The 21,196-nt window shown below is 68.9% G+C and carries 21 protein-coding genes; 10 read left to right on the top strand and 11 right to left on the bottom strand.

The genetic code is table 11. The features are described from left to right. Positions 1–50: 50 nt before the first annotated feature. Positions 51–1,268 (bottom strand): MFS transporter, encoded by a 1,218-nt coding sequence (locus RE027_RS07050; RefSeq protein ID WP_368807546.1) that lies wholly within the window; start codon positions 1,266–1,268, stop codon positions 51–53. Positions 1,269–1,547: 279 nt separating this feature from the next. Here RE027_RS07050 and RE027_RS07045 point away from each other — a divergent pair, with 279 nt between their 5' ends. From RE027_RS07045 to RE027_RS07030, 4 genes are all read left to right on the top strand, one after another. Next, entirely contained in the window at positions 1,548–2,483 is a 936-nt protein-coding gene (locus tag RE027_RS07045; RefSeq protein WP_368807545.1) for an NADP-dependent oxidoreductase, read from the top strand. A gap of 282 nt (positions 2,484–2,765) precedes the next feature. Continuing rightward, a complete protein-coding gene (locus tag RE027_RS07040) occupies positions 2,766–3,608 on the top strand; it encodes an acetamidase/formamidase family protein (RefSeq protein ID WP_368807544.1) in 843 nt (280 codons plus the stop codon). A 336-nt stretch (positions 3,609–3,944) separates the two neighbouring features. Further along, on the top strand, positions 3,945–5,324 hold the full coding sequence (locus RE027_RS07035) for an acetamidase/formamidase family protein (RefSeq protein ID WP_368807543.1): 1,380 nt from the start codon (positions 3,945–3,947) through the stop codon (positions 5,322–5,324). Between the two features lie 29 nt (positions 5,325–5,353). Next, positions 5,354–5,797 (top strand): DoxX family protein, encoded by a 444-nt coding sequence (locus RE027_RS07030; protein WP_368807542.1) that lies wholly within the window; start codon positions 5,354–5,356, stop codon positions 5,795–5,797. Positions 5,798–5,809: 12 nt separating this feature from the next. On the opposite strand, the gene RE027_RS07025 is transcribed toward RE027_RS07030, so the two are convergent. The 4 genes from RE027_RS07025 to RE027_RS07010 form a co-directional block, all read right to left on the bottom strand. Continuing rightward, on the bottom strand, positions 5,810–5,992 hold the full coding sequence (locus RE027_RS07025; RefSeq protein WP_368807541.1) for a hypothetical protein: 183 nt from the start codon (positions 5,990–5,992) through the stop codon (positions 5,810–5,812). Positions 5,993–6,081: 89 nt separating this feature from the next. Next, positions 6,082–7,641, bottom strand: a complete 1,560-nt coding sequence (locus RE027_RS07020; protein WP_368807540.1) for a CoA-acylating methylmalonate-semialdehyde dehydrogenase — start codon at positions 7,639–7,641, stop codon at positions 6,082–6,084. A gap of 27 nt (positions 7,642–7,668) precedes the next feature. Then, positions 7,669–8,661 carry a 3-hydroxyisobutyrate dehydrogenase gene (gene mmsB / locus RE027_RS07015; RefSeq protein WP_438612419.1) on the bottom strand — a complete coding sequence of 331 codons (993 nt, stop codon included), beginning with the start codon at positions 8,659–8,661 and terminating at the stop codon, positions 7,669–7,671. Between the two features lie 60 nt (positions 8,662–8,721). After that, complete coding sequence (locus RE027_RS07010; RefSeq protein ID WP_368807538.1) at positions 8,722–10,119, bottom strand: MFS transporter; 1,398 nt, start codon at positions 10,117–10,119, stop codon at positions 8,722–8,724. 176 nt (positions 10,120–10,295) lie between these two features. Between RE027_RS07010 and RE027_RS07005 the strand changes: the two genes are divergently transcribed. Continuing rightward, on the top strand, positions 10,296–11,198 hold the full coding sequence (locus tag RE027_RS07005; RefSeq protein WP_368807537.1) for a LysR family transcriptional regulator: 903 nt from the start codon (positions 10,296–10,298) through the stop codon (positions 11,196–11,198). A gap of 104 nt (positions 11,199–11,302) precedes the next feature. Then, positions 11,303–12,379, top strand: a complete 1,077-nt coding sequence (locus RE027_RS07000) for an aldo/keto reductase (RefSeq protein WP_368807536.1) — start codon at positions 11,303–11,305, stop codon at positions 12,377–12,379. 21 nt (positions 12,380–12,400) lie between these two features. On the opposite strand, the gene RE027_RS06995 is transcribed toward RE027_RS07000, so the two are convergent. The 4 genes from RE027_RS06995 to RE027_RS06980 all read right to left on the bottom strand — a co-directional run bounded on the left by RE027_RS06995 (position 12,401) and on the right by RE027_RS06980 (position 14,115). Then, the gene (locus tag RE027_RS06995; RefSeq protein WP_368807535.1) at positions 12,401–12,739 is read right to left on the bottom strand and encodes a hypothetical protein; all 339 of its coding nucleotides are present in this window, start codon (positions 12,737–12,739) and stop codon (positions 12,401–12,403) included. Between the two features lie 103 nt (positions 12,740–12,842). Next, positions 12,843–13,139, bottom strand: a complete 297-nt coding sequence (locus RE027_RS06990; RefSeq protein WP_368807534.1) for a hypothetical protein — start codon at positions 13,137–13,139, stop codon at positions 12,843–12,845. A gap of 200 nt (positions 13,140–13,339) precedes the next feature. Then, complete coding sequence (locus tag RE027_RS06985; RefSeq protein WP_368807533.1) at positions 13,340–13,885, bottom strand: hypothetical protein; 546 nt, start codon at positions 13,883–13,885, stop codon at positions 13,340–13,342. Beyond that, positions 13,882–14,115 (bottom strand): helix-turn-helix transcriptional regulator, encoded by a 234-nt coding sequence (locus RE027_RS06980; RefSeq protein ID WP_368807532.1) that lies wholly within the window; start codon positions 14,113–14,115, stop codon positions 13,882–13,884. Before RE027_RS06980 ends, RE027_RS06985 begins: the two co-directional genes overlap by 4 nt. 226 nt (positions 14,116–14,341) lie before the next feature. On the opposite strand from RE027_RS06980, the gene RE027_RS06975 reads away from it, so the two are divergent. The 4 genes from RE027_RS06975 (at position 14,342) to RE027_RS06960 (ending at position 18,160) form a co-directional block, all read left to right on the top strand. Continuing rightward, complete coding sequence (locus RE027_RS06975; protein WP_368807531.1) at positions 14,342–15,412, top strand: CPBP family intramembrane glutamic endopeptidase; 1,071 nt, start codon at positions 14,342–14,344, stop codon at positions 15,410–15,412. A gap of 4 nt (positions 15,413–15,416) precedes the next feature. Continuing rightward, positions 15,417–15,794, top strand: a complete 378-nt coding sequence (locus tag RE027_RS06970) for a hypothetical protein (RefSeq protein ID WP_368807530.1) — start codon at positions 15,417–15,419, stop codon at positions 15,792–15,794. 128 nt (positions 15,795–15,922) lie between these two features. Then, entirely contained in the window at positions 15,923–17,029 is a 1,107-nt protein-coding gene (locus RE027_RS06965) for a zinc-binding dehydrogenase (protein WP_368807529.1), read from the top strand. A 186-nt stretch (positions 17,030–17,215) separates the two neighbouring features. Beyond that, a complete protein-coding gene (locus RE027_RS06960; RefSeq protein WP_368807528.1) occupies positions 17,216–18,160 on the top strand; it encodes an NgoMIV family type II restriction endonuclease in 945 nt (314 codons plus the stop codon). A gap of 318 nt (positions 18,161–18,478) precedes the next feature. Here RE027_RS06960 and RE027_RS06955 read toward each other — a convergent pair whose 3' ends face one another. Next, on the bottom strand, positions 18,479–18,883 hold the full coding sequence (locus RE027_RS06955; protein ID WP_368807527.1) for a very short patch repair endonuclease: 405 nt from the start codon (positions 18,881–18,883) through the stop codon (positions 18,479–18,481). A 530-nt stretch (positions 18,884–19,413) separates the two neighbouring features. Continuing rightward, complete coding sequence (locus RE027_RS06950) at positions 19,414–20,535, bottom strand: DNA cytosine methyltransferase (RefSeq protein WP_368807526.1); 1,122 nt, start codon at positions 20,533–20,535, stop codon at positions 19,414–19,416. Positions 20,536–21,196 lie beyond the last annotated feature (661 nt).

The raw sequence follows: 21,196 nt of genomic DNA, 5'->3' as shown, positions 1-21,196 counted from the left end.
TCCGGGAACGGAGGGCACGGGCGTCCTGGTGGGAAATGCGGACCGCGGGCTCAGCCCGCGGTGAGGGACTCCTGCCGGCGCCGCCGGACCGCGTGGCCCAGGATCAGCAGACCGGCCATCGCCAGGCCCACGCCCACCCAGGCGGGGGAGCGGTAGCCCCATCCGGCGGAGATGACGGCTCCGCCCAGGAAGGCGCCCATGGCGTTGGCCAGGTTGAACGCCGCGTGGTTCATGGCGGCGGTCAGGGAGGGGGCGTCCTTGGCCTCGCGCAGCAGGCGCACCTGCAGGGAGGTCGTGAAGATCGAGCCCATGATCCCGATCCACAGCACGCCGATCACCGCCGCCGCCGGGAGGTGGACGAACAGCGCGAAGAAGGTCAGGGCCAGCCCCGAGACGGCGCCGGCGCCCAGCGCGGTCCTCTCGATCGAGCGGTCCACGAGCGGGCCGGCCAGCAGCGAGCCCACGGTCATGCCCACGCCGAACACGGCGAGCACCCACGGCACGGTGGCGATGTCCAGCCCGGAGAGCTCGGTGAGGGTGGGGGAGATGTAGGTGTAGACCGCGAACATCCCGCCGAAGCCCACGGAGCCGGCCAGCAGGGTCAGGGCCACCTGCGGGCGGGCCAGGGCGCGGATCTCCTGGGCCGGGGAGGCCATGCCCTCGTTGCGTGTGCGCGGGACCCACAGGGCCAGCGCCGCGATGGTCAGGGCGCCCAGGAGCACCACCAGGAGATAGGCGGAGCGCCAGCCGAGGGCTCCGCCGAGGGCCGCCGCGAACGGCACGCCCACGATGTTGGCGACCGTCAGCCCCAGCATCACGCGGGCCACCGCGGTGCCCCGCCGGTCGCGCGCCACCAGAGAGGAGGCCACGACGGCGGCCACCCCGAAGTAGGCCCCGTGGGGCAGGCCCGAGAGGAACCGGGCCACGAACAGCCAGTCGAGGGAGGGGGCGGCCGCCGAGAGCCCGTTGCCCACGACGAACGTGAGCATCAGGGCGAGCAGCAGGGTCTTGCGCTCCACCTTGGCGGCGAGCGCCGTGATCAGCGGCGCGCCGACCACCACGCCCAGGGCGTAGAGCGAGATGGACTGGCCCACGGCGGGGATCGAGGCGCCGAGGTCCTCGGCGATGAAGGGCAGCAGGCCCATCGAGGCGAACTCGGTGGTGCCCACGCCGAAGCCGCCCATGGCCAGGGCGAAGAGGGCGAGGCGGGTGCCGGCGGGACCGGGGGCGTTGACCACCTGGAGCAGGGCGGTGCGTGGTGCGGACACGGAGGATCCTTCCGGAGGGCTGCGGATCGGGCGACGAGCGCGTCATCGAGCCCGTGAAGGAATGGGGGAACTCCCGATGCTACGCGCGCTCTTCCCGGTCTCCCAGGCCCGCGGAGTGTGATCTTCGTCGGTCCGCCCCGGCCGGCAGGTGCCGACGGCAAGCGTCCTGACTGCAGCGACACGCTCTCGTGCGGAATAGGCACCGAGAAGTGCCGGTTGCCGTCACTGGAAGATGACCGGCCCCGGCTTCCGGGGCAGATGATCCTGAGAAGGAGCACGATGAAGGCAGTTTTCTACGAAAAATACGGTGATCCCGACGTTCTCCAGTACGGCGAACAGCCCGACCCGAAGGTGGGGCCGGACGCCGTGCTCGTCGACGTGCGGGCATCGTCGGTCAACCCGGTCGACTGGAAGATCACCGCCGGCTACCTCGACGCTGTCCTGCCCACCTACTTCCCGGTCATTCCGGGGTGGGACGTGGCCGGCATCGTCGTGCAGCCCGGTCCGTCGGTGACCGAGTTCCAGGCCGGTGACGAGGTGATCGGCTACGCCCGCATGGACACCGTGGGGCTGGGCACCTTCGCCGAGCGGGTCGCCGCTCCGGTGCGGGCTCTCGCCCGGAAACCGCGCAACGTGTCCTGGGCCGAAGCGGCCACCATCCCGCTCGTGGGACTCACGGCCTACCAGTCGCTGGAGGCGGTCGGGGTGGCCGAGGGCGAGACCGTCCTCGTGCACAACGGAGCCGGCGGCGTGGGCACCTACGCCATCCAGATCGCCACGGCGTGGGGAGCCCGCGTGCTGGCCACCGCGTCCGAGAAGAACCACGACTTCCTGCGCTCACTGGGCGCCGAACCGCTGACCTACGGCGAGGGGCTCGCCGAGCGCATCGCCGAGGCGGCGCCCGAGGGCCTCGATGCCGTCGTCGACTTCGTCGGAGGCGACGACTGGGTGGCGTCCCTCGAGCACCTGAAGACCCCCGAGCGGGTCGCCTCCGTGGCCGACGCCGAGGTGAAGGACAAGGGTGGCCGCTACATCTTCGTCCGCCCGAACCCTGCCGACCTGCTGGCGCTCACCGAGCTCGTGGAAGCCGGGAGCGTGACGCCCGTCCTCGCCGAGACCTTCCCGCTGGAGCGTGCGGCCGACGCCTTCCGCAGCAGCATCGAGGGACACGTGCGGGGCAAGATCGCCATCACCATCGGCGACCAGGGCCAGTAGGACCCCGCGCCGGGCTCGGCGCCGGCCGCTGATCCCGGTCCAGGGTCCGAACGCCCTCACTGCTGGGTGTCGAGGAGTGGGAATGCCGGTGCATTCCCACTCCTCGCGTCATGGAAGCACCTTCGTCGCAATTGTCATTTATGGGGCTTGTGCCGAGGCCCGTGGCATGCTTCATCTCGTTATGGGCACCGTCACGTTCCCGAAACGTTGTGTGCCCGGTGCAGTAACACGGCTTCCCTACAGTCGGTGCAGTACCGCTCGCCCCGCCCCCGAGGAGCACCCATGACCGAGCACGCCGGACCAGGACCCGCGCCTTCGCCGCCGCACGGGCGGCGACCGGTTCTCCGGGTGGTGGGCGGCACCGCGGTGACATCTCCCGACGCCGAGGAGCAGGCCCGGGCACGCGCCGCCGCCGCGCGCGCCGCCCATCCGTCCTCCGGTGCGGGGGTCCCGGGATTCCGGCGCCCGCAGCCCGGCGCGGCCGTCCTCGACGCGCCGTCGGCCACCGGGGCGTGCCCGGGCGAACGGGAGGAGCGGCCCGACAGCGTCCCACCTCTCGAGGGCACCGGTCCGCACCTTGTGACGGGCCGGGCGTTCCTCGCCGCCGCCCGGCCCGGGGACGTGCTCCGGGTCCAGGTGCTGGGTCCGGCGGACGGGAGCGCACCGCTCGGACCCGGCTGCACCGCGTACCTGCCGGTCCGCACGCAGGGCACCGTCTTCTGCCCCCTCGAGCTCTGCCGCGCCCTGGGCACGGACGGGCAGTCCCGGGTCGGCTCGTTCCGGCTCACCGTGTGCCCGTCCGGCGCGCGGGACCTGCCGTCCGTGGCGCACCGGCACCCGTTCGCCGAGACCGACGAGCACTGGATCGTCGTCGGGCACTCCGCCACCGCGGGGCCCGAGGAGCCCTCGGGACCTGCGGAGGCCGACGACGAGCGGGTCTTCTGCATGACCGCCGCCATGCACCGGGCGGTGAGCGCCGGCGTCGAGTTCCTGGAGCAGGACCGCGGCATGGACCGCCCGATCGCCCACGCCTACCTCTCGGCCACCGCCGAGTTCGCCGTCACCCGTCTCGGGGACGGTACGGTCGGCGCGCACGGGCGGATCCGCAAGGCCGACTTCCGCTGAACCGCGGCAGCGCGCGGTCGCCCCACCGCGTGTGCACCTGCAAGCGTCATATTTCGCATCCGGGCGATGCCGGGGCCCCGCTGCCCCTACTGTGGGTTCCGCAGGTCACGCGGGCGTCCGTGCGCGGTTCCGACAACGAGGTCGGACTGTCTGCCGCCGGCGGAAGCTCCACGGCCGGGGCGCCCGGTGACCTGTCCACCTCCTCTGCGCCCGGTCCGCACCGCGGTCCCGCCGGCGCCGTCACGGCGCGGAAACACGCGGGCGCCGAATCGGTAACACCGTCTCCCTAGGGTCGTAGTCGTTCCATGAACGTACATCTGACCTCGGGAGACACCCATGCGTGAGCACCTCGCACGACGAGCCGCCGACGAACTCCAGCGGGGGCTCGGACGGCGCACCTTCTTCCGGGCCGCGGCCGGAGTGGCCGCCGCCGGCGCCGTCACCACCACCGGCGCCGGGGCGGCCGCGGCCGCCGCGTCAGCCGCCTCCGCCGGCGCGCAGCACTCCTCGAAGGGCGGGCGTCCCGGTTTCCACGGCACGGTCCTCCAGCCCGGACGCGGCCCTATCCCCGGCGACCACTACCTGCCCTCCGAGGTGGACAGCGTCCTGTGGGGCTACGTCCCGTCCGTGGACGCGGAGCCCTCGCTGCGCATGCGCTCCGGGCAGACGGTCACCATCGACGCCGTCTCCCACGAGGGGATCCTCGAGGACCAGGGCCGGGACCCCGTGGAGTTCTTCGCGGGGCAGGGCGTCCCCAGGTCCCGGGTCCTCGACGACGCGGTCGAGATCGCCCGCGACTACGACCGCACCGAGCGCGACTTCGACCGGGACGGCCCCCACGTGGTCACCGGACCCGTCTTCGTGGAGGAGGCGCGGCCCGGTGACGTCCTGAAGATCGAGACCCTCCGCGCCGATCTGCGGGTGCCGTACGGGGTGGTCTCCAGCCGCCACGGCAAGGGGGCCCTGCCGCTGACCGCGGGCGGGCCGGCGGCGGGGATCACCCTCGACGAGGTCATGCCCCCGGTCGGCGCGGACGGCCGCCCCACCGGCGACCCGGAGTCCTACGGCAACGTCTCCGTCTTCACTCCGGTCGAGAAGGGCCACGGCGTGATGGGCGGGGGACGGGTCCGGTTCCCGCTGCGGCCGTTCATGGGCATGATGGGCGTCGCCCATCAGCAGGGGGCCGGGCCCACGGACGACCTGCTGAACTCGATCCCGCCCACTCTCGGCGGCGGCAACATCGACATCCGCCACCTGGGCGTGGGCTCCACCTTCTACCTGCCCGTGCGGGCCGACGGCGCCCTGTTCTACGTCGGCGACCCGCACATGGCCATGGGCGACGGCGAGGTGGCGCTCACCGCGATGGAGGGGTCGCTGCGCGGGACCTTCCGGCTCACCGTCTGCCGCGCGGGGGACGGTGACGCGCCCTCCGTGGCCCACCACTACCCGTTCGCCGAGACCGCCGAGCACTGGATCCCCATCGGGCTCTCCGACCCGGACGGCGCGGGCGGCGGCGAGCAGAACTCCGACCTCGACGTGGCGATGCGCCGGGCCGTGGTCAACGCCCTCGACTTCCTCGAGCACGACAAGGGCATGGAGCGCGCCGTGGCCTACGCCTACCTCTCGGCCGCCGCGGACTTCGCGATCTCCCAGGTGGTGGACCGCACCGTCGGCGTGCACGGGTTGATCCGCAAGGCCGACCTCGGCCGCTCCTGATCGGCCGGGGCGCCTGCTAGCCTCCGGGCATGACCCCATCGTCCCGGGCGAGTGCCCCCGCCACGTCCGTCAGGCGCACGGTCGCCAGGGTGGTCCTCGGACTCGTCCTCCTCGGGGCGGGCATCGGCCACCTCACCGTCGCCCGGCAGGAGTTCACCGCCCAGGTGCCCCAGGCGCTGCCCGTCTCCGACGACGCCGTGGTGCTGGGCTCCGGCCTGGTGGAGATCGTGCTCGGCGTCGCGCTGATCGTGCTGCCGCGGCAGAGGGTCGCCATCGGCTGGCTCGTGGCGGCGTTCTTCGTGGCCGTGTTCCCCGGCAACGTCTCGCAATACCTCACGCGCACCGACGCCTTCGGCCTGGACACCGACCGGGCCCGGGCGGTCCGCCTGCTGTTCCAGCCGCTGCTGGTGGTGTGGGCCCTGTGGTCCACCGGGGCCTGGCGTGCGTGGCGCCGGGCCCGCCGCGAGCGCTGAGCCCCGCGGGCCTCAGTCCTCGCGACCGGCGTAGCGGTCCCGCACGCGCCGGTACAGGGCGAACGTCCCGAGATAGGCCAGCGCGGCGAGCACCACCGTGGGCAGCCACTCCTGGGCGTCCAGGGAGGTCAGCAGCACCCCGGCGGAGGTCAGCACCAGGGCCAGCACGAGCAGGCTCGCGACGATCGACTTCACGGACGTCCTTCCGGGGCGGGGCGGGGGCCCTCCCAGCGTAGCGAGATCGCGGACCGACGACGACGCGGCCGTGCTCCCGCCCCGCCCCGTCAGTGGGTCGGGAAGCCCAGGTTGACCTGGGACTCCGAGGGCTCGGGCCAGCGGGTGGTGACGAGCTTGCGGCGGGTGTAGAAGTTGAACGACTCCGGCCCGTACATGTGGGTGTCGCCGAACAGGGACTTCTTCCAGCCGCCGAAGGAGAACGCGCCGATCGGCACCGGGATCGGGACGTTGATCCCCACCATGCCCACCTCGATGTCGAACTGGTACTCCCGGGCGGTCTTGCCGTCGCGGGTGAACACGGCGGTGCCGTTGGCGAACTGGTTGGAGTTGATCAGCCGCACGGCCTCGTCGTAGCTGCCGACCCGCACGACCGACAGGACCGGGCCGAAGATCTCCTCGTCGTAGACCTTCATCCCCGGCTTCACGTGGTCGATCAGGGACACCCCCGTGAAGAAGCCGCCGCCCTCGAAATCCTGCTTCGTGCCGTCGACGACGACGGTCGCGCCCTCGGCCTCCGCCCCCGCCACGTAGCCGTTGACCCGTTCCAGAGCCTGCGGCGTGATGAGCGGGCCCATCTCCGAGGCGGGGTCGGTGCCCGGGCCGATGGTCAGCTTCCCGACCCGCTCGGTGATCCGCTCGATCAGCGGGTCCGCCGTGTCGCCCACGGCCACGACCACCGAGATGGCCATGCAGCGCTCCCCGGCGGAGCCGTAGGCGGCCGAGACCGCGGCGTCGGCCGCGCCGTCGAGGTCGGCGTCCGGCATGACCACCATGTGGTTCTTTGCCCCGCCCAGCGCCTGGACGCGCTTGCCGTGGGCGGCCGCGGTCTCGTAGATGTACTGGGCGATCGGGGTGGAGCCCACGAAGGACACGGCCTTCACGAGCGGGTTGGTCAGCAGCTCGTCCACGGCGGCCTTGTCCCCGTGCACCACGTTGAGCACGCCCGGGGGCAGGCCGGCCTCGGCGAAGGCCTCGGCGATCCAGACGGAGGCGGAGGGGTCCCGCTCCGAGGGCTTCAGGACCACGGTGTTCCCGGCGGCGATCGCGGTGGTGATCATCCACAGCGGCACCATGGCCGGGAAGTTGAACGGGGTGATGCACGCGACCACGCCCACCGGCTGGCGGATCTGGTGCACGTCCACGCCGGTGGCGGCCTGCTCGAGGTGCTCGCCCTTCAGGTGGTGCATCAGCCCGGTGCAGAACTGCACGTTCTCCAGCCCGCGGGCGACCTCCCCAGCGGCGTCCGAGAGGACCTTGCCGTGCTCGGCGGTGACGATCTCGGCGAGCTCCGGGGTGCGCTCCCGGATGATGTTCTCGACCTTGAACATGATCGCGGTCCGCTTGGCCAGGCTGGTCTGCCGCCAGCCGCGCAGCGCGGTCTCGGCGGCCTCCACGGCGGTGGCGACCTCCTCGGCCGAGGCCAGCAGGACCTGCTTGGCCTGCTCGCCGGTCGCGGGGTTGTAGACGGGCGCGGTCCGCTCGGAGCCGCCGTGGCGCCTCCCGTCGATGAAGTGCTCGATGACCTCCCCGGCGCCCCGGGGGTCCCGGGCGCCCTGCTCGGCGGCCTGCTGCGCGCGGGTCTCGGCGCTCTGCTTGGTGTCCTGCATGGTGTCCTCCTGGTGTCCGATGGCCGGTCAGGCCTTCTCCGGGTCCCAGCCCTGGATCTTCCCGTCCGGGGCGGCGTACTTGGTGATGAGGGAGCAGTCCTTGTCCCCGTAGCCCTCGTCGATGAGCTGCTGCAGCTTCTCGGCCACGAGCTCCGCGGCCGGCAGGTGCACGCCGGTCTGCTCGCCGGCCATCAGGGCCAGGCCGGCGTCCTTGGCCGCGAGGGTCGCGCTGAAGGTCGCCTCGAAGTTGTGGTTGGCGGCGGCGGAGTCCACGATGCCGGGCACCGGGTACCAGGTCTGCAGGGCCCAGGAGTTGCCGGAGGACACCGAGGCGATGTCCCAGAACACCTGCGGGTCCAGGCCCAGCCGGTCGGCGAGCACGGAGCCCTCGGCGCAGGCCTCGAGGCAGATGAACAGCATCATGTTGTTGACGATCTTCGCGGCCTGCCCCGTGCCGGCCTCGCCCGTGGCCACGATCTTGCGCGCCATGGGCTCGATGCAGGCGGAGGCGGCCTCGACGTCGTCGGGCTCCCCGCCGACCATGAACGTCAGGGTGCCGGCGGCGGCGCCGCTGATCCCGCCGGAGACCGGCGCGTCCACGAAGCGGAAGCCGGCCTCCCGGGCGGCCCGGTGCAGGTCCATCGCGGTCTCGACGTCGATCGTGGAGCTGTCGACGAGCAGCGCGTCCTCCGGCGCGAGCGCGATGACGCCGGTGTCCCCGAGGTAGACCGCCCGGGCGTGCTCGCCCTTGGGCAGCATCGTGAACACGACCTCCGCCCCCCGGAGGGCCTCCTCCATGGTGTCGAACGTCTGCACGCCCCTGTCCCGGGCGGCGGCCATGGCGTCGGCGCTGACGTCGTGGCCGCGGACGTCGTGGCCCGCCCGGACGAGGTTCGCGGACATCGGGTTGCCCATGTGGCCGAGGCCGATCCAGGTGATGGTGCTCATCGTGTGTTCCCTTCGGTGCGGTGTCCTGAGAGGTGTCGGGAGGTGGGGGTCATGCGCAGTGCGCCCAGCCACGGGCCGAGGGGCCGGTCCGTGGCCGGGCGCACGCGCGGGGCGGGGCGGGGCGGTCGGGGATCAGGAGGTCCCCTCCCGGGCGGCCTTCTCCTCGGAGAGCCGGCGCCGGTCCTCGGCGTCGACGTCCTGGAGGGAGATGCCCTTCGTCTCGCGCAGCGTCGCCACCGCGAAGAGGGTGATGAGGCAGGCGATGCTGATGTAGATCGCGATCGGCACCCACGAGTTGAACTCGCGCAGCAGGGCGGTCGCGATGATCGGGGCCAGCGAGCCGGCGACGATCGAGGTCACCTGGTAGCCCAGCGAGACGCCCGAGTAGCGCATCCGGGTGGGGAACATCTCGGCCATGATCGCCGGCTGCCCGGCGTACATGAGCGCGTGGATCATCAGGCCGAGGGTGATCGCCGCCAGGATGACGAAGCTGTTGTCGGTGTTGAACATCGGGAACGCGACGAACGCCCAGAAGATGCCCAGCGCGGCGCCGGCCGCGTACAACGGGCGGCGGCCCACCTTGTCGGTGAGGCGGCCGACGATCGGCACGCAGATCGCGTGGATCACGTGGGCGATGAGCAGCAGGAGCAGGATCCGGCTGGTGTCGACGTCGCGTTGGGTGGAGAGGTAGGTGATCGAGAAGGTCACCACCACGTAGTAGAGGATGTTCTCCGCGAAGCGCAGGCCCATGGCGCCGAAGACGCCGCGGGGGTAGCGGCGGAAGACCTCGCCCACGCCGTAGGAAGCGCTCTTCTCCTCGAGGACCTCCTTCTGGGCCTCCTTGAAGATGGCGGCGTCCGTCACGTGGGTGCGGATGTAGTAGCCGATGGCCACGATGACGATCGAGAGCCAGAAGCCCACGCGCCAGCCCCAGGCGAGGAAGGCCTCCTCGGAGAGGGCGAAGGACAGGGTGAGCAGCACGATGGTGGCCAGCAGGTTGCCCAGGGGCACCGCGGCCTGCGGGAAGCTGGACCAGAAGCCGCGCTCCTTGTTGGGGGAGTGCTCGGCCACCAGCAGGACGGCCCCGCCCCACTCGCCGCCCACCGCGAAGCCCTGCACGAAGCGCAGGACCACGAGCATCGCCGCGGCCCAGTAGCCGATCTGGTCGTAGCCGGGCAGGCAGCCCATCAGGAACGTGGCGGCGCCGACCATGACGATCGAGATCTGCAGCAGGTGCTTGCGCCCGTACTTGTCGCCGAAGTGGCCGAAGACGATGCCGCCCAGCGGGCGGGCGATGAAGCCGACGGCGTAGATCAGGAACGCCTTGAGGATGCCGTCCAGCGGATTGCCGGTGTCCACGAAGAACAGCTGGCCGAAGACCAGGGTGGACGCGGTGGCGAAGAGGAAGAACTCGTACCACTCCACCACCGTGCCGGCCATCGAGGCCGCCACGACCTTCTTCAGCCCGCCCCGGTTCTCGGGCGAGTCGTTCGGGTCCGCCGTGGGGGCGACCCTGTCCTCAGTGCTCATGGGGATCTCCTCGTGCTGGGAAAACGGTGACGGTGGTCACAATGTTTGCCTACAGTGTGCGGATCTGTGGCCTGCTTCACAATGACCATGCGCTCGCGGTACCTGTGCAAAAATGCACACGCCGCTCGAATCTGCGCAGCCGTCCGTGCCGCGCCCCCTCCCGGAGGAGAAGCCCCATGTCACACGGCGCCGACGACCTCCTGCTCCTGCTCGCCGTGGTCCGGCACGGGTCCTACGCCGGGGCCGCGGCGGCCCTCGGACTCAGCCACACCACCGTGTCGCGCCGGGTGGCCGGGCTCGAGAAGGCCGTGGGCGCGCGGCTGCTCGTGCGCTCCGGGGACAGGTGGGAGCCCAGCGAACTGGGCCGGAAGTTCGTGGCCGCCGGCGAGGAGATCGAGCACGCCGTGGACGCCCTTCCGCTCGGGCCGGGCGGACGCGGCGGCTCCGTCAGCGGCGTGGTGCGGGCGCTGGCCCCGGACGGATTCGGCGGGGTGGTCATGGGCGCGGCCATGCGGCGGGTCGTCGAGGAGCACCCCGGGGTGCGGCTGGAGATGATCAACGCCGCCCGGCGGCCGCAGACCAATCCGGTGGGGATCGACCTGGAGGTGGTCGTCGGGCGCCCGGAGGTCTCCCGCAAGGAGGCCTTCCACCTGGCGGACTACTCCCTGGGCGTCTACGCCTCCCGCGACTACCTCGCCGCCCACCCTCCGCTCGACACGCCCGAGCAGGTGCAGGAGCACCCGCTGATCTACTTCGTGGACTCCATGCAGGACGTCGCGGAGCTCGACATCCCGCGCCGGCGGTTCCCCCGGATGCGCCAGGGGGTCGGGGCGACCTCCTCCGTGGTGCACGTGGAGCTCACCCGCGCCGGTGCCGGGATCGGACTGCTGCCCTGCTACCTCGCCGCGCGCGCCCCGGACCTGGTGCGGCTCTTCCCGGAGGAGCTGTGGTTCCCCGTGGAGTACTGGGTGGTGTCCCGCTCCGACCTGCTGCGCCGGCCCGCCGTGCAGGCGGTCATGGCCGCGATCCGCGCCGCGGTGGCCGAGATGCGCGAGGAGCTGGTGGCGGCGCCCCGGTGAGCGTCGGCGTTCGCGCACAGCAGGACTCCGTGCACGTCCGGCCACGGGCCGCATACGCTCGAGAACCGCCTTTACCGCACGACCACGACCGAAGGAGTCATCCCATGGAGTACACCCGGCTCGGCAGCTCCGGCCTCCACGTCTCCCGGCTGGCGCTGGGCACCGTCCCCTTCGGCTCCGGCGGAGGCTTCGAGAAGATCGCGGGGGTCCAGGTCGACGAGGCCCGGCGCCAGATCGACGAGGCGCTGGACCGCGGCGTGAACTTTATCGACACCGCCAACCTGTACTCCGGCGGCGACGCCGAGCGGGTCCTGGGCGAGGTCCTCGGGAGCAAGCGCGACGACGTCGTCCTCACCTCGAAGGCGCGGACCCCCACCGGGGACGGCCCGAACGACGGCGGAGCCGGCCGGATCCACCTGACCCGCGCCGTCGAGGACAGCCTGAAGCGGCTGCGGACCGACCACCTCGACCTGCTCTACCTCCACCAGTGGGACGGGCAGACCCCGATCAGCGAGACCGTCGCCACCGCCAACGAGCTGATCCGGGCCGGGAAGATCCGGTACTGGGGCGTGTCCAACTACAACGGGTGGCAGCTGGCCAAGACGGTGTACGAGGCCAGGCTGGCCGGGCTGGAGGGGCCGATCGCGCACCAGGCCTACTACACGCCGGAGGCCCGGGAGATCGAGTACGAGATCGTCCCGGCCGCCCGCGACCTCGGGGTGGCCACCTTCGGCTGGAGCCCGCTGGGCGAGGGATTGCTCAACGGGAAGGTCCGCCGCGGCGCCGAGACCCCGGCCGACACTCGCCAGGGCACCGGGTGGCCCGAACCCCACGTGGTGGACCGGGACCGCGCCTACGACCTGATCGAGCTCTTCGACGAGATCGCCGGGGAGATCGGCTGGTCGATCCCGCAGGTGGTGATCTCCTGGATCCTGGGCCGCCCGGGCATCGACGGGACCGTGATCGCCGCGCGGCGGTTCGAGCACCTGCAGGAGGACCTCGACGCCGCCGAGCTGACGCTGCCGCAGGAGGCCCGCGACCGCATCACGTCGGCCTCGCAGCTGCCCGCCTACTACCCGCTGTGGCACCGGCTGCTCAACGGCCAGGACCGGCCCGAGCCCGCGGAGGCGGAGTTCTACGCCGAGCAGCGGAGGCACGTCCTCGGGGAGGAGCAGGCCTAGCCGCGACGCGGCGGCGCGATCTCACGGCAGCGGGGGAGTGTCCGGCCCGCCTGCCGGTGGGAGGGGCACGTCGGTGAGGCGGACCTCGTACTCCACGACCTCCACGACCCGCGATCCCGAGGTCGCCGCAGCCCGTTCCCGGATCTGCTCCGCGGTGGCCCGGGTGGCGGCCACGGCGTCGGCGTCCTTCCAGAACGTGATCGACAGGGACCGGCCGGTGGCCCGGTCCAGCAGGCTCAGGGCCCCGCGGTAGCCGGGCAGCGATCGGATCTGGGGAGCGATCTCCGCACGCAGCGCGGCCAGCCCGGCGTCGTAGTCCTCCGGGTAGCCGCTGTCATAGGTGGTGATCCGTGCATGCATCCGCCGCTTCCTCTCCGTCAGTGCGAAGGCTGCGCACGTCGATGCGGGCGCCGGTCGTCCCGCCGGCGAGGGACCCGAGTTCCTGGACTGCGCCGGGTGGGCCTCAGGCCGCGATGGATGCCTGGGGGGTCCCGTTCTCGGCCTGCTGGCGCCGGATCAGTTCGGTGCGCCGCTGCCGGACCTCCTGCAGGGACTGCACGGAGCTCAGCTGCTGGGCCGATGCCTGCTCGAAACGCCACACCAGGGCGGCGACCACTCCCAGCAGGCCGAGGCTGAGCAGCATCGTCAGGGCCACGCCGGGCACCACTCCTGCGCTCAGGTCGAGGACCATCCCGGCCAGGGTCACCGCCATCAGCGTCGCACCACTGCCTGCGACGACGTCACCGATTCTCGCTCTCATGTCCGTACCTCCTGATTCGAGGCTAGACCTTTGTCCAGTCGTTTCCATGGATATGCGGTGACGTGTCAATCATTACGTGAAAACTTGTCCGGGTGGTGTCCGGGTACCCGCGGGTGCAGGGCCAGGGCGGCGCTGCCGGGAAGATGCAGCTGGGGAGGGTCAGGGGCGCCGACGGGTGGGCGGCCGGAGGTGTCGGTGCCCTAGCCGCGGAGCCGTCTGTGGCGGCGGCTCGTCCGCCGGAAGTCGCGCACACTGCCGATGATCAGGGCGAGCCCGCCGAGCATTCCGCCGATGAGGGCGCCCTGTGCCATTCCGCCCAGGAGCCCCTCGCCCGGGGTCGCCTCCAGCGACGGTGCCGGTAGCACCGGGTGGCCGGTCAGGACGGTGTAGGTCATGGCGGCGAAGGTCAGCACCATCGCGGCCCCGACGACGACGGTGTTGACCGTCGTCGAGCGGGAGCCCGCGTTCTCGGCCAGCTCCTGCAGATTCACGCCCCGTCGTCCGGCGTACCACAGGGCCGCGACCGAGGGGAGGACCGTCAGGACCAGCAGGACCACGGGCAGGAGCAGGAGTCCGAAGACCGACGCGACGACGGCGCCGAGGAGGCCGATGAAGAGTCCGGTCGTCAGTCCGAAGGAGCTGGCCTCCATGAACACGGCTCGCTCCCGCTCGTCGCCGTAGGCCGGACTGTCGAGGTCCATGATCCGCTGCGCCGCGCGGTCCAGGAAGTTGTCCCTGCGTGTCATCTGCTCTCTCCCGTCTCGTGGGTGAAAAGTTCCTCGACGGTCGCCCCCAGCGTGCGGGCGATCCGCAGGGCGAGGTACACCGATGGTGCGTAGTCGCCCTGCTCGACCGCGATGATGGTCTGCCGGCTCACGCCCACCAGGTCGGCGAGCTGGGCCTGGGTGATGCGCTGCTGCTTGCGGCGCTGTCGCACCGGGTGTGCCGCCGCGGTGGTGGACTCTCGGGGGACCATGGCTACATGTTAGGGATCGTTGACATTCAATGTCCAGGATCTTTGACATTTCGCTGCGGCGGTCGGAAATGGGCATGAGCATGCCCGCGAGGAGTCGAGCCTGAAGGGTCCGGTCACGTGGGTTGTGCGGCGTGGGATCGTCCTCCGGCTCGGAGTCGGCTGGGAAGAACACCCCAGCTCCGGGTCCCCGTCTCCCGGGAGCACCTCCGGGATCTACCCTGTGAGCATGAGTTCGCATCCCCCACGGCGACCGGCCCCCTGGCACCCCGACGCCCCGTCCCCGGACGCCGCCGGGGGCCTCGGCCACCCCGTTCCGCCCGCGGGCTGGCCCGGCGCCCCTGCCCCGTACCCGGGGCGTCCGGGCGGCGCCGCCCCGCCCGCCGGCGTTCCCACGACGACGGAGCCGCTCACCTACTCGGAGTTCTACCGCACGCCCCGCAACCGCTGGTGGAAGGGACTGCTCAGCATCGTGGCCGTCGGCGCCGCGATCCTGCTGATCTCGATCGCGTTGACCCTCGGTGCCCTGGGGATCGACCTCCTCCTGGGCAGCACGACGATGGAGGAGATCGCGAGCGGGCGGATCACCATGACGCCGGCGCTGCTGCTGGCGACCAACCTGTCCCTGATCGCCTCCGCCGGCGTCGCCGTGCTCCTCCACCGGTACCTGCACCGGCAACCGGTGGGCACGCTGCACTCGGTGGCGGGCCGCTTCCGCTGGAACTGGTTCGGCCGGGCCGCCCTGGTCGTCGGGCCGCTGTTCGTGGTCTACGTCGCGGTCGTGGCGCTCGTCGAGGCGCCGGGCCCGCTCTCCTGGGGCGCGACCGCATGGGCCTTCCTCGCCGTCGTCCTGCTGACGACGCCCCTGCAGGCGGCGTCCGAGGAGTACCTCTTCCGCGGCGTCATCCAGCGCGCGGCCGGTTCGTGGGTCTCCGGGGCCGTTCCGTCCCTGGTGCTCGGGACCCTCGTGAGCGCGGTGACGTTCTCCGTCGCGCACTTCGCGACCGACGTGTGGCTCATCGTCTACTACCTCGTCTTCGGGATCGCGATGTCGCTGCTGACCCACGCCACGGGCGGGCTCGAGGCGGCCTCGCTCGTGCACGCGGCGAACAACGTCCTGCTGTTCCTCATGTCCGTGCCCACGGGGCGGATGAACGAGACGCTCGACCGGTCCGCCGGCGTCGGCGGCCCGTTCATGCTGGTGCCGATGGCCGTGATCGCAGTCATTGCGGTCATCCTGATCGTCCTCGCCCGGCGGCGGGGACTGGTCCACCGGGCCGCTCCGCCGACGACCGCCTGAGGCCGTGGACGGTCTCTGCGGGGCGGCTCTGCTCGAGGTCCTCAGCGCCGCGGCCACCAACACCGGTCTGGCGCTGGTGGTGGCGGCCGTGCTCATCCGATGCCTGCACGCCCGGTGGCACCGGACCGAGGCCATCCACGTCTTCGCGGACGGGGCGCACCACCTGCGCTGGCACACCACACGCTACGAAATCCACGAGGAGCCCTGGCCGCATCCGCCGGTCCCTGCTCCCGCCGCGGGGGCCGAGGTGACGGTGTACTTCCACGTCCGCGACCCGCACCGGTGGGCGCTCACCGCCCCCTACCGGACGACGTGGTGGCTGCTCGGAGTCGGCGCCGTCCTCACCGGGATCGGCCTGCTCCTGCCGGTTCTGCTCGGATAGCCGCGCTTCCGGCCAGCACCTCGACTGCTCCGCCCAACGGGGACGCTCGGGCGCACCTCCTCGATAACCACCGGACCGGGCGGTAGCGTGAGCGTCGTTCCACCCCTGTCCCGATACCGGAGGTCGTCGTGAAGATTCGTGGAGCCGTGCTGGAAACCATGGAAGCCGCCGCCCCGTACGCCGAGTCGCAGCCGCTGCGCGTCGAGGAGCTCGAGCTCGGCGAGCCCGGGCCCACCGAGCTGCGGGTGCGGATCACCGCCGCCGGGGTGTGCCACTCCGACCTCTCCGTGGTCAACGGCAACCGGCCGCGGCCCCTGCCGATGCTGCTGGGGCACGAGGCGGCCGGCGTCGTCGAGCACGTGGGCGCCGAGGTCACCGACCTGGCCGTGGGCCAGCACGTGGTCATGGCGTTCCTGCCGCGCTGCGGCGAGTGCGCCGCGTGCCGGACCGACGGGCTGCTGCCGTGCACGGTCGGCTCGAAGACCAACGCCTCCGGCACCCTCATCGAGGGCTCGCAGCACCTCACCTCCGAGACCCGCGGCAACGTCTACCACCACCTGGGGGTCTCCGGGTTCGCCACCCATGCCGTGGTGGACCGCCGCTCCGTGGTGCCCGTGGGCGAGGACGTCCCGGCCGCGATCGCGGCCGTCATGGGCTGCGCGGTGCTCACCGGGGGAGGGGCCGTGATCAACGCGGCGCAGGCCACCCCCGACGACGCCGTGGCCGTGGTCGGTCTCGGCGGCGTGGGACTCGCCGCGGTGCTGGTCGCCAAGGCCGTGGGCTGCCGCCGGGTGATCGCCGTGGACGCGCTGGCCGAGAAGCTGGAGCTGGCGAGGGAGTTCGGCGCCGACGAGGCGCTCACCCCGGACGAGCTCGTGGCGCTGGAGGACAAGCCGCGCGTGGTGATCGAGGCCGCCGGGCACCCCCGGGCGTTCGAGACCGCGTTCAACGCCACCGCCGTGGGCGGGGTGACCGTCACCGTGGGCTTGCCGGCGCCCGGGGCGATGTCCCAGATCGAGCCGCTGAAGATCACTGCCGAGGCCCGCCAAATCATCGGCAGCTATCTCGGCTCCGCCGTGCCCGCGGTGGACATCCCCAAGTACGAGCAGATGTGGCGGGACGGCGTGCTGCCCCTGGAGAAGCTGATCACCTCCCACATCACGCTGGACCGGATCAACGAGGCGATGGACGAGCTGGACGCGGGGCGGGCGGTCAGGCAGGTCATTGAGTTTTAACAGATGGACATAATGGCTTTTTACGGGCGGCCGTCGAATGCAAGTGACAGTAATGCCCAGAACGGCCACAGCCGTGGTCGTAGTCGCGCGAAGGTCGTAGTCCTATCCGGCCCGATAGATTGATGATCTTATTCGGTCTGGAGTGTCGGACACCAGCACCCCGTCCTTAATGGGAAGCTCGGTCTCATGCCTGCTCCCTTCGCTGCTAGTCTGTGCGGTTTTCGAAGCAAAAATGGACAAGTCACCGCCAACCCGAACACCTCGGATGCGAACGATCCAGGCTCTGTTGAACTTGGTCAAGCCCTCTTCAGTGAGCTGGGCGTACCGTCCGAAAAGATGGTTGGGAAAGATGCAGGAGCGCGGATGGAAGAAGCCATCCAGCAACATCTGCAGCCCCTCCGGCCAGATTTGGCAATTTGCCGGTCACGTTCTGCTCTGGAATTTGAACAGTATGCACATCTTAGGGTGTTCCCGGAGTACGTGTCTAAACATAGGGAAGCGGCGCCGAGTCTCGAACAGCTGCAGAAGATCGCTGACCAGTTACCCGCTTCTGTCGCCACCAGTCACTTAAAGAAGGGGCTGGCCAAGGCAACCGCGGAATTCGCGGAACAGGATCGCATGAGCGCGCGTCTGAAGCTCTACATGCCAGAAGAGTCGCTGCTGAAGCTTGACCTCACGTGTGCGTCTGTGGACGAAGGCAGAGAGTCGTTCCTTCACCTAGGCCTATCGTCGAAATGGTCACTCAGGACCGATCGCGCCCAAGATTGCGTTTCACAAGGATCCAAGCTTGCGTCTCAGCGGCGCGGGCCAATGCCGCACTACGCCGTGATCACCATGGAGCCACGTCCGGCAATGCTAAAAATTATTGCCGATCAGTCGGGTTCCGTGGACTACGTCTATCACTTAGATCTGCCAGCTCTGATTCGGGCGATGAAACGGGTTAAATCGGGAAAGCCAGCAAACTGGAGCCCGGGCCTGACGTTCGATCGCCTGCTCAAACAAGGACGGATCCGCGATTACGACGAACTCGTAAGTGCTGTTCAGGCTATCCCGGATCGAGCCAACTCGACCATTCCCCAAGGTGCTATCACGGAGGCCGAAGAAGCGGCGGGAGGTAGCGAAGAGCAGTAATTCGATTCAGCACTATTCTAGGGGCGACGGAACCAGTAAACCTGTATGCCCGTACATGTAGTGAAGCGCTATGCCCTATCGAATCAGCGCTACACCCAGGGCAGGAAGGGTGCCCCAGGTTGAAGGGGCGGTGGAGGGTCGCTGAGGTCGCTGACCTTGACCACTCTTCTGAAAGTGCATGCGACACAATGTCACGCGTTCCTGCTTGATCGGTGTCCCGATGCTCAAGCCCCTCATCTCGCTGTTATGAAAGATCGTCTGAAGCAGACGCCGTACGCGCAGTACTACTCGGAGCGAATTAGAGCATGCAGGTATGTTTCACGGTACTAAGGTGCCTCTCACATGCGATTCGACGATGTCGGCGGCGAGTGTCATGTCCTCGTGTTCCCAAAAGCGCAGAACCTGCCATCCCTGTTCCAGTAGACGGCGGTCGGTGTCCCGATCTCTGGCAATGTTGCCGTCGAGCTTGGTGCGCCACCAAGCACTGTTGTTTTGGGGGCTCGTGGCATGGATGGGGCAGACGTGCCAAAAGCAGCCGTCTACAAAGACCGCAATTTTCTGGCGCGTGAACAACACATCGGCCCGTCGTCGAGGCATGTCCGGAAGTTTCGAGTCCACGCGATAGCGCAGGCCCCGGCTGTGAAGTTCCTTCCTAAGCAAAAGCTCAGGGGCCGTGTCACGGCGCCGCTGGAGTGACATTCTGGCCGAGGTCGATGCATCCACGGCGCACGGGAGAACGGTCGGGGGTCTCTTTCTGGCCCCGTCCTGTGCGCCGGGCCTTCCTATCGGCGGCATGCTATCCACCGTTCAATTGTCGCTCATGAGCGAGGGGGCATGGTCGGTATGTGTTCTGTCACCAAGCCTTTAGGCTGCCCACAGTGGTGACGCTGGCCTCACACACTCCCTTTCCCTGCGGCGGTAGCAGTGAAGCCATGACCACGGGATCACTCGGAGGTGTCACTTTCCAAGGTCGGCTGTCAACCTGAATAAATATGCCGGGTCATCACGATCACCGGTTCACTGCGCAACAGCTGACGCGCCGGCTGAAACTTAATCGAGAAGGCCCCAAACCCTAGAGTTTGTAGAGCGGAGCGCATAGTGGCTGAAGACAAGAATCCCTTTGGAGCCGATGTGATTCCGCGAGTCCCATATGTAATTGATGTTGTCGACTTGATGCGCGTCCGTTTCGGTGGAGGCATGAGTGCCCAACTCGTAACGTGGCTCACGGAAATTTATTTTCATCATATTTTAATTTAACCCCTGATATTCCATGTTGCGCGCACCTCTTCATGCGGTGCTTTAAAAGCGGTCCTCATCTGTCTTGCCACAGCTGCTGCCAGACCCACGGGGACGGCGTTGCCGATTTGACGAGCAATCTGAATCTTGCTACCACACCAGAGGAAGCTATCGGGAAAATCTTGCAGCCGAGCAGCCTCGTGATGGGTGATTACGCGATTTACTCTATTTGATGGATCTATTGGATCCCATTGGGGGTGAAGATACTGACCCTTCTCCGGCTTGAAAAATTCCGTGCGAATGGTAAGGGAAGGGGCATCCCACCGCATGCGGCCCATCACGTCCGTCGTGCCGGCCGCCTTGTTTTTCCAGCAGTTGGGCTGGAGTGCCGTCGGCAGGTTGAACCGGCCTCCTCCGGGAGGTACGTGATCGTAACGCTGCAGGGAGAGCGGCCGCGGGTTCCGTCCGATGTGAATCTCTTCGGAGGTGAATGCGCCGGCGATCTGGTGCCCGAAGCACTCGGTGACGCGGTCAGGGAGTTCCGTCAAATCAGGCTGGGCAGGGAGTCCGTCGATCCTGTCCCTGACCGTTCGCCACGGTATAAGTCCTCCGAGCCCGTCCTTGGAGTGTGTCGGCGCAGGGGGTTCTATGGCTCCTATTCGGGAACCGATCAGAATAGTTCTCGGGCGTCGCTGTGCGACTCCGTAGTCAGCCGCTAGCAGGACACGCCAACGCAGCTCGTACTCGGCGAGCATACCGCCATCAGCCTCGTCCAAAAGCATCTGGAACTCGGTGCTTTTCGAAAAGCGTTCGACGTTTTCCAGAACGAAGACCTGCGGTCTTGCCTTCCTGACGACGCGGATGTACTCCTTCCAGAGCTTGTTCCGGGGATCGTTCACGTCCTTGCTGCCCAAGTTGGAGAACCCCTGGCATGGAGGACCACCGATGACGATGTCGGCCTCGGGGATGTACGCGTCCGGAAGCTCCAGGATGTCACCAAAATACATGTGCTCCTCCCCAAAGTTTGCCGCATACGTGGATGCTGCCGCTTGGTCGAACTCGACGGCCAAGACAGGTTTGAATCCTTCTTGGACAAAACCCTGGGTCATCCCACCGCAGCCTGAGAAAAGGTCGATCATGGTGATAGAAGTAGTAGTCACGGTGCTCCTAAGAATTACTTTGTTGCCATCGAGCGCGTGCGCGTTGCACGCCTGGAGCGGTTGCCCCCACCCCAACCATCGGTCAATAAATATTTGTCCAAAGATCGGGAGGCGCCTGACTTGTTCTGTGTTGCGTTGCAGTCTATGCAGCGTGTCCGACTCAATAACTGTCGGTTTGTCCTCATCCGGTGTACCGGAAACACGCGGACCCATGGGTTTGCTTCCGCGTAAGGTGGACGCGTCCACTGCTACTGCCATGCGTGGAGTTGAGGGAGCTGCTCCTGGTCAAAAGGCTCGTGTTCTTCGGAGTCGTGACGATGGATCTTGATCTCGACCCCTGTGGCCGGTGGACAGCGCGGCCCCAGTCGAGTAATTGGCTTTCGGAAACGAAAGGTTGTGGTGGGCCGAGGAACCCGCGAAAACATGGAAGAACCCACGTTGGTTCATGCTTCTGGTTATATTTATATGCGAGTACATCCGTCTCGAGGTGGTTACGGGGCGCTTCAAATCTGCATATTGACGATGTTGTGACACAGTCGTAGATCCGAGGTCCAAGTGGTGAACCCGACTGAATACCGCCTGATAATGTTCCGGTTTTCACAGCGAACCTCAGGCGTGCTTCAGCCATAAGGTGGCGCGA

It is taken from the genome of Kocuria sabuli (genome assembly GCF_040981185.1).
Taxonomy (GTDB): Bacteria; Actinomycetota; Actinomycetes; order Actinomycetales; family Micrococcaceae; genus Kocuria; species Kocuria sabuli.
The sequence above is the reverse complement of the archived record's forward strand: the minus strand, read 5'-3'. Positions and strand labels throughout refer to the sequence as shown.